Raw genomic sequence first — 14,625 nt, 5'->3', positions numbered from 1 at the left:
TAATTGCTCTGGACACTGTAACTCCATTAGCCGTACCGCTGTTGCTGCTTGATGCGGAAGCAGTCGCGAACTAGAGCGCGGACCCCGCTTTTTTGCTTTTAATGCTTTTGCTCCCTCTGTTGCTGTAGCTTTTGTCCAATTGTGTATTGCGGTTCGCGACACCTTAAACACACGAGATGCCTCTGATTTGCTCATGCCATTTTCAATTGCATTTACGACTCGATACCGCAGTGCTTCTTGGGCAGAGGCTGACATATGGCGAGCGTCTTTGAGTTTCATGGCACACTCCAGACTTAGCTACTTTTTTATGTTAACTAATCCCTGCTCTGGTTAGTAACATCCTCAACTGGTCGCCCTTGCCAATTGCAATGGCTGAAGAATTTTTTGACGGAAAGCCGCAACCAAGCTGCATGAGGATTGGCGATGGGAGTAAAATGCTGTAGCGGCGATTGATTTTGTAGTGGCGATGGAATCGGCGCATCGCTCTTGGCAGGCTGTTGTCCTCCTTCCCAACCGCAAAGCCGCAAGAATTGTTGAACTGTCAGACATTCCCAAGAAGAGAGGAATTCCTCGCTGAGTTGATGTTGCGGGTAATCGGCATCCTCTAGCTCTTGTCCGTCCCAGTTACAAGAGTGCAAAAATTGCTGCACCGATTGGCACAGCAAAGCATTTCGATTCCTCATCCTAACCGTTCTCCATGACGCAGCCGCTTTTCAATATCGCGAGCTGTAGCACCCTCGTTGTGCCAGAAGGCAGCAGCATCAATTCGGTCTTTTGTACCCAAGAGGAATTTACAGTATGTTTCTCCCATTGAGTAGCACTGAATTTCAATGCAACTCAAGGTTTTTTTAACGAGATCGCTGAAGAATCCAGCAAATAATCCCGCATAGATATGACAAACTGGTTTACCAACATCGCCCAACGTTCTAGCTACGGCAGAATCGAAAATGTTGACGAACATGAACCCGTTTTTATGGTCGCTCATATCGACTTCCCAGTTACCCCAGCCTTGGGCGGTGAAGGGCCACCACCATGCTTCTAGCATGTACAGGGAATTGACTTCTTTGACGTTCTTGCCATATTCCTGCTCAAACCACTGTTGAAAGAATTTGGCATCCCTAGTTCCCCACTCGAAGCCAATGTTGTACATCAAGACTGTAGAAGCGCTACCGACTTCTTCTTCCAATCCCTCAATTAATCCTACGATGAAGTCTTCTGTGGCAAATAGATGGCGCTGGTCGTGCCAATCGGTGACAATGCCCGTGTTCGGTTGAAATTGGAAGTAGTCATCAAAGCTGTAATGGTTGTGCTTCTGGGGATACTTCTTCTTTAAGGAATATTCTGCTTGCGTACCTGGTTTTGAGTGAGTAGAAAAGAGCAAATTGTCAGACGAGATAACCATTTAAAAAATACTCCTATGCATGAAAAATCGGGTGATTCTTCCGTGTAGTTTCTAGCGCGAGGCTAACTTTTTATAGCGTTAAAGCCTACAAAGTTCCCTGTTTTACATATTTAACTTTTATATTTAACTGTGCGTCAGTTAGGCGAGCATCCTTGAATTCACTGATTTTTCTATTAATTTTCTGTAATATTAGGATGATTACGCGATCTTACGGAATACAGTTATCAGTTATTGTAGGGGTAGGTATGAAGCGCAGATTTACTCGCTAAGGCTGTTCATCTATTTGCTAAACCCGCCCGTACAGTTATCAGTTGTTAGTTGTCAGCGATCGCCTAATTTTGCTGTTTGGTGGAAGGTGACTATACTGACTGCACAATTATTTTTTTTAATTCTGTTTGTTGAGTTCTTCAATTAGAAATATAGATTTTCGACGAACCTATCTCTGCATGTGTATGAATATTTTTTATTATGCTTTTAAATATTTCAATTCAAGTCAATTTCAATTAATTTTTGACGGTATGTCAAGCCAGATTTAATTTTAATTCGAGTTTTTGGAATTTTAAATTTTTTAGCTAATAGTTGAATTAATTCTTGGTTAGCTTTGCCATCTACAGGTAAAGATTTTAAATGAACGGTTAAACTGCCGTCAGCTTCTTCTGCGATCGCTTGTTGCTTGGAATTTGGTTTGACTTTAACTCTTTTTTGCATTTTCTCTCACCTCTAATTGCCGCAACCACAACCATCCTAAAAAACAGCCTAATATATACTGGGGAAAGTTCCACCAAGAAAAGATGGAGCCGAGTCATGCCTGCTCTAAGAGAGTAGAGCAGCTCTTTTGCAACAGAGAAGGAGGTCACAATAAAAGAAAGCCCATCGTAGAAACGACGAGCATTGAAATAGTTATGTATGTGGTTTGAGTAGAGTTCGGTAACATGGACTCAAAACTAAAGGTAAGCGGCGATCGCAAATATTAGCTTACCTCAAGAATAGATATTTGCTAACTATGGTTCCGAACGGCTACTGTTGCCAATTACAGCAATTTTATGTCGATAGATTAGCTCTGCGCCATACCAGCCGGACAGTCCTAAAAGTGTTGCAGTAATGAGTGAAAGTGTCAAGCCTGTAGGCAAAATAGCCCCTACTACATTGTTAAGCCGGAGTAAGAGATTAATACCCGTCAAGACAATAATAGTAATGTTGAGAACCAAATGCGCCAAACCAGCAGTACGCTTACGCACGCGATCGATTCTCAAGAAGTCCATCAAACCTGTCAGGGCTGCTGGTAAAGTCGTGGTGAACCCAGCCACTACTAACCAAAAAGATGCTCTTGCCCAGAAAGGGTCTTTATTCAACCAATAGACGGCATCAGTGACAGCCAATGCCAAGAGAAAAGCGATCGGTAAGGTCACAAGCAATGGGTGGATCGGATGACCCAACACTGCCACTGTACTAGGTATACCAGGATCGCGGTATTCGCGCTCGTCATTCTCAATCAGGGCAGGAATGTCAGGATATGGTGGCGTTCCTGTTTTTTGTTGTGTGTCCATAGGAGTGAGTGGTTATGGGGAGCGAGTGCATTGCGGGAGTTACCCCGCTATAGCAACTGGCGTTTAGGGGTTGAGGGGTTAGTGCTAACCCCTAATACCTCGAATTACAGGTTATGCTGATGGAATTTGCGTAACATTAGCCTCTGCTATTAGGGCGATCTTTCCTGCTTCGATCTGTAAATTTTTGATACGGAGAGAGATCCCTTCGAGGTCAAAGTTGCTCAGATTCAAAATTTCACTGGTTGCATCTACTAAAGCCCTAGTTAACTCTGGAGATTGTGCTTGTTCGTCTCCATATTGCACGTCTTTCAAAGTAACAGTTTGCCCTCCAGATGCAACTTCCGGTACGGCAGTAAAAGCTACTTGCTTTGTTTCGTTAGTTTCCTGCAAACGAACGTTAGCATTCAAGGACACCTTTCCTTCACCTGGTAGTTGGAAATCTACCTGCTGGGGAACTACGGTCATCTGTTGCCCGTTAATCTCAATTTTTGTGGCTTGCAGTTGCTGACGGATGTACTCGGAGTTGAAAGCACGATTGATGTCTGCTGCTGTTAAAACCACGCGAGCCTTACCTTGGGTTGGTTGAGTAAGTTCGATTTTACCCATTGCCGCGCTGAGGGGGTTTATGGCAACGCTATCCACCTGCATATCCATCTTTTCTACTCGCAGGTCTTTTTGCATCACCATTCCTTCACTAGCGATCGCCACCGTGTCTACTTGTCCTTGCAATGCTTTGAGCGGATCTGTTTTAATGTCTACATCTAACTTTTCTACTTCATCGAGTTGACTAGACAGCCCTATTTCTACTGCTTTATTCAGCGCTTGTTCTCCCAATCCTTGTTGTTCTGACATCCGAATCTCATACCCTTAGTTTGCTCCTCTTGAGTCAATCTAACGATTTGTCAAACGTTGTGTATCTGTCTTGTGGTGGAGGAGATTCTACGTTGAGTCAACCTACATCAAGGCATCAGCAGATTTTTAGCCAATAGACAAATCTTCCTTAAACAAATTTTAATTTTTTTCACTTCAGAAAGCCTGACAAGACATATCACATATAAGCTGAATTAATTAGCTATCTCTGAGCCTTCTTCCACCTTTTGACTGGTTTTTTCTAACTATGCTACCGATCCATCAAAAGAAAGATGGAATTGGGCAATCTGCGTGACAACCTATAAGATGTAGCCGATACATACAAAAATATTGAGAGGAACTGGAAAAGATGGTCGTAACCTTAGACGATACTAAGCGTTCTGCTATTGCGGTTAAACTAGCTGACGTGAAAGCTCTACAAGAGTTAATAATTTCTAACGAAGAAACACTGCTAGGACAAATCAACGATTCGGAAATTCAAAAGCGCCTTCAAGAAATGCTCGATTCCGATCGCAAGAACTTGGGCGTTATTGAGACTGTCATCGTGCAATATGGCATTCAGGGAGAATCCAGAAAGGTTACACAAGAGATAATCGAAAAGACCAAGCAAATGATGCAAGGGTCTGAATTGTCTTTGTATGACAAGTTCGCTCAGCACGAACTGCTCAAACACGGACAAGCAATGACTGGTATCATGTTGCACAAAGCTGCTCAAGTCGTAGGTGCAGATGTTGATATAGCGTTTGGTCCTTTGAATACAGTGAACTTTGAAAACAGAGCGCACCAAGAACAACTCAAAGGGATCTTAGAGCAAGTTGGGACTCGCGAGCTGACTGGCAAGGATGCAGACCAAGGGCTGTGGGCGCGCGTACAAGACGCGGTTGCTGCTTTCTCTGGCGTAGTCGGTAGTGCCGTTACCCAAACTTCTGATAAGAAGGATATGAACGTCCAAGATCTGATTCGTGCAGATCACAGCAAAGTGAATACACTGTTCACCGAGTTGTTGCAGAGTGACAATCCTCAGAAGATCCAAGAGTACTTCGGTCAAATCTACAAAGATCTGTTGGCTCATTCGATCGCCGAAGAGGAAGTGGTCTATCCTAGGGTGCGTGCTTTCTATCCAGAAGACAAAGTTCAAGAACTCTACAGCGAGCAAGCTGAATTTAGAACCAAATTAGATGAGATTAAAGCGATCGATCCTTCTAATTCGCAGTTCAAAGATAAAGTTAAGCAACTGATGAATGCTGTTGGCGATCACATTCGTCAAGAAGAGTTCGACATGTTTACCGCAATTCGCAACAACCTCAGCAGCGACCAAAGCGAGCAAATGGCTAGCGACTTCAAAGCTGCTAAAGCCAAAGCACAACAAGAAATGGGCGTTGTCAGCTAGGCTGATGCGGTAATACCACAGATTAATTCTAGTGGAACGTAAATTAGTAGGGGCGCACAGTTGTGCGCCCCTACTTTTAATCGAGGTATGAAATTTCAACGGAGAGGGTGGGATTCGAACCCACGTTGAAGTTGCCCCCAAACAGCATTTCCAGTGCTGCGCCTTCAACCACTCGGCCACCTCTCCAGGTGTCGCGATCTCCCATCATACAATAGAAAAGAATATTTTCAAACCAATCTAAAATCGCGTCACTCGCTTTAGCAGATGAAACCCGCGCAAGGCAGTGGCTCCAAAATCTAAAATTCAACATTGTTTATGACACATACAATTCGGATACACGATCGCGCCAACGGTACAATTCATACTGTCGAAGTCCCCACAGATCAATACATTTTGCGCTCGGCAGAACAACAAGGGGTAGAATTACCATTTTCTTGCCGTAATGGTGCTTGTACGACTTGCGCTGTCAGAGTGTTATCGGGAGAAGTGTATCAGCCAGAGGCAATGGGACTCTCACCAGAATTACGCGATCGCGGTTATGCTCTGTTATGTGTTAGTTATGCCCGTTCTGACATGGAAGTAGAAACCCAAGACGAAGATGAAGTTTACGAACTACAATTTGGGCGTTATTTTGCCAAAGGTAGAGTTAGGTCGGGATTACCTTTGGATGAAGAATAGTATCTGGTCATTGGTCATTGGTCATTGGTCATTAGTGGCGCGTGGTACGTGGTGCGTGGTGCGTGAATTTAATTGCTTCCTCTGCTCCTCTGCCCTACGGACACTTTGCTCAAGTCGGGAAACCCGCCCACGCAAGTGTCCTCCTCTGCTCCCCTGCTTCCTTGTCTCCCTTGTCTTTCTCCCACTCTTGTTTATTCAGGGTTGTCAGTTTCGTGCGATCGATAACGGAATGCAAGCGCAAGTTGTGCGTGTAGTCAGCGGACAAACTCTAGAAGCCATAAGTAGAGGGAAGGCTTTCAAAGTGAGACTTACGGGAATTGAAGCCCCAGATATCCAGCAACAGCCTTGGGGACACGCAGCTAAACAGCAGCTAGAAGCAACGGTCAACGGCAAGACAGTTACCTTAGAACTTGACGGACAGCCAGATAAATTTGGGCGACAGTGGGCTTATGTGTGGCAAAATGGCAAATTGTTGAACGAGCAACTACTGAAAGAGGGATATGTTTTGTGGGATGGGCGATCGCGCGATCGTAAGTATGACGAGCGCTTGGAAGAAGCACAAGCCTGGGCAAGAATCATGGGGCGTGGCGTGTGGGATGTGAAACAACCAATGCGGCAAACCCCGACTGAATTTCGGCAAATGGCGGGAGTTGGGAGTCGAGAGTGGGGACAAGGGGGACAGGGGGGACAGGGGGAATAAATACAAATGACAAACGATCGACAACTCCAAATCTTCCTAGATGTTGCTACAGAAGCCGCCTTAGCTGCGGGTGCGGTTTTGCTGAGCTATTTAGGTAAGTTAGAAGAAGTTAGAGAAAAAGGACGGGGTGGAGATTTAGTAACTGCTGCCGATCGAGCATCGGAAGTGGTAGTTTTAGAAGTCTTACAGCGGCATTTTCCCGACCATGCCATTCTAGCGGAAGAATCGGGCAAGCTGGGGAATGCAGACAGTGAATTTTGTTGGGCGATCGATCCTTTAGATGGAACGACAAATTTCGCGCATCAATATCCTTGTTTCGCCGTGTCAATTGGGTTATTAGTGGCTGGAGTTCCACAGGTTGGAGTCATTTTCGATCCTTATCGTGATGAATTGTTCCGAGGGGCAAAGGGGGCGATCGCGACCTGTAACCGCAACCCGATCGGTGTTTCAACCACAGCCGAACTGAGTAAGTGTCTTCTGGTAACTGGTTTCGCCTACGATCGCCGCGAAACAGCCGATAATAACTATGCCGAATTCTGTCATTTGACTCATTTGACTCAAGGAGTCAGGCGCAGTGGCGCAGCAGCTTTAGATTTAGCTTATGTTGCCAGCGGGCGCGTTGATGGCTACTGGGAACGGGGAATTTCTCTATGGGATATTGCTGCTGGAATTGCCATTCTCAAAGCAGCAGGGGGTCAAGTCAGTGCCTATGATGGTAGCCCAATCGACCTAGCAACTGGCAGAATTTTAGCCACGAATGGACTAATTCATTCAAGTCTCAGCCAAGAATTACTTCAAGTGCCACCACTATCAACTTGGAGTCATTATGATCCCTAGCCACAATCTGGGAATTATTAGATTGGTGGTGACAACCAAGCCACGCTGATACCACATTCCAGCGGTCGTGCAATAGGCAGAGGTGAGACAAAAACATATGTCTTTTAAGATTGATGGCGGATTATTTTTATTTGACTTCACAGATTGCCATGCAATTTTGGGCGTTCCAATTGATGCCGACTTTAAAGAAATTCGCAAACGCTATCTGATTATTGCTCGCTGCTTGCATCCCGACACTTGCACGGCTAAAAGTAGTTCAGATAAACAAGCGGCAAATTATATTCTGTCCAAACTTGTCAATCCAGCTTATAAAAAATTATCCCAGGATTATAGCCGTGTTGAATACATGGTGACGCTGCGGGAGATGGGCAAGCGGTTAGCTCAGGATATGGCTAGCGTTTCGCTCAAAAACGAACAATCGATCCAGCTACAACACAGCACGGATCTCGATCGGGTATATCAAAAAGCGATCGCCCAAGTGACAAAACAACAGTATGAATCTCTTGAAAGAATTATCCCTACAATTAGTCAAATCAGCGAATTAAACCTAGTCTACTTAGGGCGTAAAGGTGGTACTGGATTTATGGTTGCTAGAACGACTGCGCCATCTGTGGTTCCCAGCCAAAATTCTCGATCGGCAGCATCTTCGCCTCCCCCAACTGAGCCAGAGTCACCTCCATCGCCAGCCGAACCTTATCTTCGTCGCGCCCAGTCTTTGATGGAAAAGAATCTCTTCGCCCCAGCAAGTGTAGAACTAAAAGACGCGCTGAAACTAGAGCCAAATAATAGTCGCTGTCATAGCTTAATTGGCACAGTTTATTTGAAGCAGAATCAGGCTACTATGGCTAAGGTACATATTAACAAAGCCCTACAATTAGACCCTAAAGACCCGATCGCCCTAGAAGGAAAACAACTGTTAGATCGGCTAGCAAGTAAAGCTGGCACTCAAACAGCCAGTTCTGATAAAACTGCATCTAAAACTGCGTCGAAAAAACCATCAGAACCATCTGGAAGTGGGGGAATGTTTGGCGGTCTATTTGGAGGCAAGAAAAAATAAACAAAAATCAATGGTCTACCAATCGCCTGCGGGAGCAAGAGATTTATTACCCTTAGATGTGGCTCAGAAACACTGGGTCGAAGAACGGTTACAGCAGGTATTTCATCGTTGGGGCTATCACCGCATCATTACTTCAACTCTCGAACGGTTAGATACGCTGATGGCTGGAGGAGCAATTCAGCGATCGACGGTGATCCAAGTTCAGGATCGCGAGGAAGAATTGGGGTTGCGTCCAGAATTGACAGCCTCGATCGCTCGCACTGCTGTAACTCGGATGGCAGGAGCGACCTTTCCGCAACGCCTCTACTACAACGCTAACGTCTTTTGCCGTACGCCAGATAGCAGCCACAATCGCCAGTTGGAGTTTTATCAAACTGGGGTAGAGTTGCTAGGTAGCGAAGGATTGCTAGCTGACGCTGAGGTGTTATTACTGCTGGCTGAGTGCTTGAATGAATTGGGCTTATACAACTGGCAACTGATTCTGGGCGAAGCGGAAATTACCCAATCATTATTAGCTTCTTTCCCCGCATCTGGGCGCGATCGCGTTCGACAGGCGATCGCTCACCTCGATCGCGTCACGCTCGAAACTCTACCTTTAAGCGAAGATCTACGAGCTAGAGCTTTAATGATGCTCGATTTGCGCGGACATCCCGCAGATGTATTGCAAAAAGTTACAAAATTAAGTTTAGATGCACCACAACAAGCAGCTTTACACCGACTCAAATCGCTAGTTGAGATTTTGGATCGATGCTTTAGTGTAGACTCAAACCAAAACTCGCAAAACTTTCCAATCATTCTAGATTTGAGCATGATTCGCACCTTTGACTATTACACGGGGATCGTGTTTGAAGTTATCGGCAATGCAGTTATTGGCGATACAACAGCTCAACCGCAAATTTTAGGGCAAGGAGGTCGTTACGACCAACTTTTGGGACTGTATCATCCCCAAGGTAAAACGATTCCGGGGGTTGGCTTTGTCCTCAACACGGAAGATTTACAACAAGCCTTACTGTCTGCCGATCGCTTACCGCAAGCCACACCCGCCAGTGATTGGCTCGTTGTCGCTCGATCGCCAGCAGCTTACGCGGCTGCTTTTGCCCATGCAGAAAAGTTACGCTGTACTCCTGGGTTGCGAGTCGAAATGGACTTAGGCGATCGCCAACCAGAGGAAATCCGCACCTACGCCCGCCAGCGCCGCATCCAACAAATTGCTTGGCTCAAAGATGACAGTTCCGCTGAGATTGAAACGCTGAAGAGGGAGCAGGGACGAGCTGGGAGCAGGGAGTAGGGAGGACAAGGGAGCAGAGGGACAGAGAAGAATTCACCAATCACCAACTACCAACTACCAATTACCACTCAATGAATCTAATTCTGGCGCTAGATTTTGGTGGAACTAAACACGCGGCAGCGGTGGTAGCTTCAGGAGAAAAACACCAGTTGAGTGACAAAAGGGTTTTTTCACCGCCAAATCCTCATGCTCAATTCGATCTAGAGATAATGTTGGGTCTGGCACGGGAACTGTTAGCAGGTAGGGAACCAAGGGCAATCGGTGTCAGCTTTGGTGGACCTGTGGATGCTGCAAGCGGTAAAGTCAGACTGTCGCACCACGTCAGCGGATGGGAGAATATACCTTTACAGGAGATCCTAGAGCGAGAATTTGGCGCTCCTGCCAGTGTGGACAACGATGCTAATGTTGCAGCTTTGGGCGAACATCGCTATGGTGCGGGGATGGGTTATAACAGTTTGCTCTATATTACTGTCAGCACGGGTGTAGGTGGAGGCTGGATTCTCAACGATCGCCCTTGGCGGGGAATAGAAGGAATGGCAGGGGAGATCGGACATGTAGTCGTCGATCCGACTGGTCCTGTTTGTTTGTGCGGTAAGCGTGGATGCGTAGAAAGACTAGCTTCGGGTCCCTACATCGCCCAACAGACCAAGGATCGGTTAAACTTACATCCAGATAAAGGGAAGCTGTTGCGATCGCTTTGTCACGATAACCTTGATGAGATTACCGGACTGATGGTCAGTCAAGCCGCTACCCAAGGAGATGAAATTGCGATCGAGGCATTAGAAACAGCGGGTTGGGCTTTGGGAGTAGCAATTGGCAACGTCGCCAACCTCATCAATCCCCAACGGTTTATTTTAGGTGGTAGCGTCACCAAAGCAGGCGATCGCTTTTGGAATGCTATCCACCGCGTAGCGCGAGCCACAGCATTACCCGAAGTCCACTTCGAGATCGTCCCCGCCGCCTTGGGAGATAAAGCACCACTGTGGGGTGCAGTCGCTTTGGCGGAAGATTTACTGGTTGCGGGAGTCGGGAGTCGGAAGTCGGGAGTCGGGGAAGAGAGCTAAGGGAGCGATCTGGAGCTGAGGGAACTGAGGGCGCAACTACCAACTACCAATTACCAATTACCAATTACCAATTACCAATTACCATCATTTACTGATAACTAATGCACGGCTACATTCCTCCCGACAGATTTTTCCCTTATCTCGCTTGGACTGACATTCAAAAGATGCCGGATAAAGAGAATGTTGTCATCGTTCAACCCGTGGGGGCAATCGAACAACACGGTCCCCATTTACCATTAATTGTGGACGCTGCAATTGGTACGGCAGTTTTAGGCAAGGCATTGTCTCAATTAAGCGATCGCATTCCCGCTTATGCCCTACCACCTTTGTACTACGGTAAATCAAACGAACATTGGCATTTTCCTGGCACGATTACCCTAAGTGCGTCAACTTTACTTGCAACTTTAATTGAAGTTGCTGAAAGTATTTACCGTGCCGGATTTCGCAAATTCGTGTTGATGAATTCTCACGGCGGACAACCCCAAATTATGGAAATTGCCGCACGGGATTTGCACGTCAAATACGCAGACTTTCTCGTATTTCCCCTCTTTACTTGGCGAGTTCCCCACATTGCCGGAGAGTTACTTTCCGATCGCGAGAAAGAGTTTGGGATTCATGCAGGCGATGCTGAAACCAGTGTGATGCTGTCGATTTTACCAGAACAAGTCAAAATGGAAGCGGCTGTGACAGAATATCCCCACAGCTTACCTGAAGATAGTTTACTGTCAATGGAAGGGAAATTACCTTTTGCTTGGGCAACCCGCGATCTGACGCAGACAGGGGTTTTAGGCGACCCAACCGTAGCGACAAAAGAAAAAGGCGATCGCATCCTTGCCTCTGTCGCTGATGGTTGGGTACGAGTCATTGCAGATATCTATGCGTTTCAGCAACCGCAAGCTTGGAAGCAGTAAACGGTTAGCAAGCGATCGTCAAGATAGATAGCGATCGCGAGATACTTTGATTTAGATCGAGCGCGATCGCTACCATTTCTACTTCTACGACTTAAACTTGGGCTAACGCTGGTTCTTTAGTCGCGCTCTTGATTGAATCAGCTGGAGTACAGTAGACTTCGCACGAATTATTCGGACTTTCAATCAACTTGACCTTGTGTAGTTCTGCGCCTAACTCTCGCACTGGCTGTTGCAGCACATTTGAGATATATACGGCGATATTTTCTGCCGTAGGCACGACTTTGGCAAAGTAGGCAATATCCTTGTTGAGAAAAGTGTGGTCGAGTGGTTCAATAACCAAGTCTTTGATCGCTTGGTTCAATGCACTCAAATCTACAATCATGCCCGTACGAGGGTGAATTTCCCCTTTTACAGTCACTTCTAAGTGGTAATTGTGACCGTGACCGTTAGGACGAGCGCATTTTCCGTAAATTTCTGTATTCTCTTGTTGGTTGAGATCGGGATGAGCTAACCGATGAGCGGCGCTAAAATGAGTGCTAATAGTTAAGTGTGCTTCCATGCCATTTCCTTGATATTCTGCCCAAAGTTGAGGATGTTCAAATAACTGAATTTTGACTATCGGTAAGTGCGAGGCAAGCTTTTGCCAGATGACGCGGGCAATATTTTCTGTTGTTGGCAGCGTTTGCTGAAATTCTTGCCAAACGTCATTGAGATAGGAAAAATCTAGCTGGCTAGTCACTTCTCGCTTAATTACGTGCTTGACATCAGACAGGTTTAACACCATGCCATATTCATCTAACTCTCCGAGAAGAGAAACAAATAAGACGTAGTTGTGTCCGTGACCTGGAAAGCGGGAACATAAGCCAAATTGTTGCTGGTTCTCTGTTTCGCTCAGCTCTGGCAACCAATAGCGATGGCTGGCGGAAAATTGAGCGCGGCGGTTAACTATACATTGCATGAGCGCACAGGGAGCAGTATGTAAAATTTCGTAAACTTAACACTTTTACTAGAATAGACCAATTGCTACCGCGATAGCAATGAGTTGGTAATTGGTAGTTGGTAATTGGTGATTGGTAGTTGTAATTAAAGTCAATGATAATGATTTCAATTTTTGAATCAATAATTTAAGTAACATGAGTTGTTTATTACTTTTTCGTTTTATGAAAAGTTTTTTTGGAAAAACATTCAACTTATTCATTAAATGAAATGCTTTTTATAGTTATTAGAGAAAAGAGGGGCGACGGTATATCTAAAAAATAAAGTGGCGATCGCCCACAATAGAAATAGCCTCATTGATAGATCGACTTTAACAATTGAGCATCAAAATCTTGAGCGTTGCCAAATTTTTTCCAGAAAATAGTGCATCTAGCCGGAAAAAGCTTTGGTGAGTTTGTGTCTTTAAATATTGTAGGTTGTTAAATTTTAGGTTTTTGAATTTTATCTAACGACTGAGACACAAAGGATATAGAGCATGGAGAAACAGGAGGAAGATCTATCCGTACAAGTATTGTGGTTGCAAGTATGGGGATTGGCAGGTTTGCAAGGGGCGATCGCGCTAACTTGGTTGATTTATAGCGTGTATTTGCCTAAATTACTGGAAGAATCTCACTTTCCCGCCCCTGTTAGTTCTGCTCTACTCGTGGTTGGAAATGGATTGGCAGTGGTACTAGAACCTTTGATGGGAGGCTTGTCCGATCGCGATAAACAGCAGTTTGGTAGCCGTTTTCCGCTCATAGCAGCAGGGGTTGTTCTAGCATCAATTTTGTTCATAGCAATTCCGACTGTAGTTGTTTTCGGCAAGGGTTTAGGTGAATTTCGTTGGGTGTCGATCGCAGTATCGGTAGCTTGGACTCTGGCAATGACAGTATTTCGCAGCCCAGCAATATCTTTACTAAGAAATTATGCCCCTCTAGAGGGATTAGTGTTAGCTAATAGTTTGTTAGTTCTCGTAGCCGGATTATTTACAGCTTTTAAACCAGTTGCACAAAATTTGGAGTTAAATTTAGGTACTATTTTTGCTTTTGCAATCGGTTCGTTTTCATTGCTAGGTGCGGCAGCTATTTTAAGATATGTCAATTTACCAGGAACGTTGGCAAGGGCAAATTTAACCGTTAAAGCAGCAATAGAACAAAAAAGCACAGACAATCCACCACTCAAAATCGCTTTAAGTTTAATTTTTTTAAGTGGGATGGCGATCGCTTGGGGAACGCAGTTTTTAACAGCTACTTTGTCTAAAATGCTGATGCTACGACTGGAAATAAATAACGTGAATTGGTTAATGGTAGGAGTGGGGATTATGCTGGCACTTGCAGCTTTGCCAACTGCTGATTGGACGCTGCGGATAGATAATCGACGTGCTATGTGTGTAGGTGCGATCGCAACTGCTATCTTGTTACAAATTGCAGTATTTATTCCCAGTTGGTTGACTTTGATTCTTGCCATTCTAGGCTTGCTAGTTGCTTTTAATCTCGTGCTAAATGGTGCAATTCCTTTTGTCCTGATGTTAGTAGCACCGCATCAAGCTGGAATTGGCGTAGGAATGTACTTTGGTGGTATGGCTGGGGCAGAAAGTCTATCAGGATTGCTCCTTCCCCCAGAGCAAAGCGTTATCCCTTCTGTAGGAGCCATTGGTGGGGCGATCGCTTTTCTGTGCTTGGCTGCCTGCGTAAGAGTTAGTGGCAGGTGGCGAATCTAAAGTTTCTTCAATATTCATAAATTCTTTGGTTGAAAACATATAGTTTCGCTAGCAATTTTTTATAATATTGGTAATAAATTTGAAACAGTCTTTTCATTCAAACGCCTCGCTTTAGGAAAAACTCAAGTTTGTGGGGTAACAATTTAGTTTGGCTATAACTTTAGTTTGGCTATAACTTGGTAAGAT

The 14,625-nt window shown here is 45.2% G+C and carries 17 protein-coding genes and 1 tRNA gene; 9 read left to right on the top strand and 9 right to left on the bottom strand.

Going from position 1 to position 14,625, the window contains the following annotated elements; all coding sequences use genetic code 11:
- From H6G17_RS14145 to H6G17_RS14120, 6 genes are all read right to left on the bottom strand, one after another.
- The coding region (locus H6G17_RS14145; protein ID WP_192158117.1) for a helix-turn-helix domain-containing protein at positions 1 to 279 on the bottom strand (279 nt) is incomplete at its 3' end.
- Positions 280 to 314: 35 nt separating this feature from the next.
- Complete coding sequence (locus H6G17_RS14140; protein WP_192158115.1) at positions 315 to 683, bottom strand: hypothetical protein; 369 nt, start codon at positions 681 to 683, stop codon at positions 315 to 317.
- Positions 680 to 1,402, bottom strand: a complete 723-nt coding sequence (locus H6G17_RS14135) for a V4R domain-containing protein (protein ID WP_192158113.1) — start codon at positions 1,400 to 1,402, stop codon at positions 680 to 682. Before H6G17_RS14135 ends, H6G17_RS14140 begins: the two co-directional genes overlap by 4 nt.
- Positions 1,403 to 1,885: 483 nt before the next feature.
- Positions 1,886 to 2,110, bottom strand: a complete 225-nt coding sequence (locus tag H6G17_RS14130) for a DUF167 domain-containing protein (RefSeq protein ID WP_192158111.1) — start codon at positions 2,108 to 2,110, stop codon at positions 1,886 to 1,888.
- Positions 2,111 to 2,403: 293 nt separating this feature from the next.
- Positions 2,404 to 2,949, bottom strand: coding sequence for a DUF2231 domain-containing protein (locus tag H6G17_RS14125; protein WP_192158109.1), 546 nt, complete (start codon positions 2,947 to 2,949; stop codon positions 2,404 to 2,406).
- Between the two features lie 111 nt (positions 2,950 to 3,060).
- Positions 3,061 to 3,801: a DUF2993 domain-containing protein gene (locus tag H6G17_RS14120; RefSeq protein WP_192158107.1), complete on the bottom strand. Its 741-nt coding sequence runs from the start codon at positions 3,799 to 3,801 to the stop codon at positions 3,061 to 3,063.
- Between the two features lie 367 nt (positions 3,802 to 4,168).
- On the opposite strand from H6G17_RS14120, the gene H6G17_RS14115 reads away from it, so the two are divergent.
- Positions 4,169 to 5,209 (top strand): hemerythrin domain-containing protein, encoded by a 1,041-nt coding sequence (locus H6G17_RS14115; RefSeq protein ID WP_192158104.1) that lies wholly within the window; start codon positions 4,169 to 4,171, stop codon positions 5,207 to 5,209.
- Positions 5,210 to 5,308: 99 nt separating this feature from the next.
- Here H6G17_RS14115 and H6G17_RS14110 read toward each other — a convergent pair.
- Positions 5,309 to 5,395: transfer RNA gene (locus tag H6G17_RS14110), tRNA-Ser, on the bottom strand.
- A 123-nt stretch (positions 5,396 to 5,518) separates the two neighbouring features.
- Between H6G17_RS14110 and H6G17_RS14105 the strand changes: the two genes are divergently transcribed.
- Entirely contained in the window at positions 5,519 to 5,887 is a 369-nt protein-coding gene (locus tag H6G17_RS14105; protein WP_192158101.1) for a 2Fe-2S iron-sulfur cluster-binding protein, read from the top strand.
- A gap of 109 nt (positions 5,888 to 5,996) precedes the next feature.
- Here H6G17_RS14105 and H6G17_RS14100 read toward each other — a convergent pair whose 3' ends face one another.
- Positions 5,997 to 6,152 (bottom strand): hypothetical protein, encoded by a 156-nt coding sequence (locus tag H6G17_RS14100; RefSeq protein ID WP_192158140.1) that lies wholly within the window; start codon positions 6,150 to 6,152, stop codon positions 5,997 to 5,999.
- Between the two features lie 36 nt (positions 6,153 to 6,188).
- Between H6G17_RS14100 and H6G17_RS14095 the strand changes: the two genes are divergently transcribed.
- From H6G17_RS14095 to H6G17_RS14070, 6 genes are all read left to right on the top strand, one after another.
- The gene (locus H6G17_RS14095) at positions 6,189 to 6,587 is read left to right on the top strand and encodes a thermonuclease family protein (RefSeq protein ID WP_199316710.1); all 399 of its coding nucleotides are present in this window, start codon (positions 6,189 to 6,191) and stop codon (positions 6,585 to 6,587) included.
- Between the two features lie 6 nt (positions 6,588 to 6,593).
- Positions 6,594 to 7,424: an inositol monophosphatase family protein gene (locus H6G17_RS14090; protein ID WP_192158098.1), complete on the top strand. Its 831-nt coding sequence runs from the start codon at positions 6,594 to 6,596 to the stop codon at positions 7,422 to 7,424.
- 97 nt (positions 7,425 to 7,521) lie between these two features.
- Entirely contained in the window at positions 7,522 to 8,481 is a 960-nt protein-coding gene (locus tag H6G17_RS14085; RefSeq protein ID WP_192158096.1) for a J domain-containing protein, read from the top strand.
- A 10-nt stretch (positions 8,482 to 8,491) separates the two neighbouring features.
- The gene (locus tag H6G17_RS14080) at positions 8,492 to 9,769 is read left to right on the top strand and encodes an ATP phosphoribosyltransferase regulatory subunit (protein ID WP_192158094.1); all 1,278 of its coding nucleotides are present in this window, start codon (positions 8,492 to 8,494) and stop codon (positions 9,767 to 9,769) included.
- Positions 9,770 to 9,840: 71 nt separating this feature from the next.
- Positions 9,841 to 10,833 (top strand): ROK family protein, encoded by a 993-nt coding sequence (locus tag H6G17_RS14075; protein WP_192158092.1) that lies wholly within the window; start codon positions 9,841 to 9,843, stop codon positions 10,831 to 10,833.
- 101 nt (positions 10,834 to 10,934) lie between these two features.
- Positions 10,935 to 11,744 carry a creatininase family protein gene (locus H6G17_RS14070; RefSeq protein ID WP_192158090.1) on the top strand — a complete coding sequence of 270 codons (810 nt, stop codon included), beginning with the start codon at positions 10,935 to 10,937 and terminating at the stop codon, positions 11,742 to 11,744.
- Between the two features lie 91 nt (positions 11,745 to 11,835).
- On the opposite strand, the gene H6G17_RS14065 is transcribed toward H6G17_RS14070, so the two are convergent.
- Complete coding sequence (locus H6G17_RS14065) at positions 11,836 to 12,702, bottom strand: 6-carboxytetrahydropterin synthase (RefSeq protein WP_192158088.1); 867 nt, start codon at positions 12,700 to 12,702, stop codon at positions 11,836 to 11,838.
- A gap of 513 nt (positions 12,703 to 13,215) precedes the next feature.
- Between H6G17_RS14065 and H6G17_RS14060 the strand changes: the two genes are divergently transcribed.
- Positions 13,216 to 14,439 (top strand): MFS transporter, encoded by a 1,224-nt coding sequence (locus H6G17_RS14060; RefSeq protein WP_192158086.1) that lies wholly within the window; start codon positions 13,216 to 13,218, stop codon positions 14,437 to 14,439.
- The last annotated feature ends 186 nt before the right edge of the window (positions 14,440 to 14,625 follow it).

Origin of the sequence: Chroococcidiopsis sp. [FACHB-1243] (assembly GCF_014696895.1) — a bacterium.
Taxonomy (GTDB): domain Bacteria; phylum Cyanobacteriota; class Cyanobacteriia; order Cyanobacteriales; family Chroococcidiopsidaceae; genus Chroococcidiopsis.
This window is presented reverse-complemented; position numbering and strand designations above follow the sequence as displayed.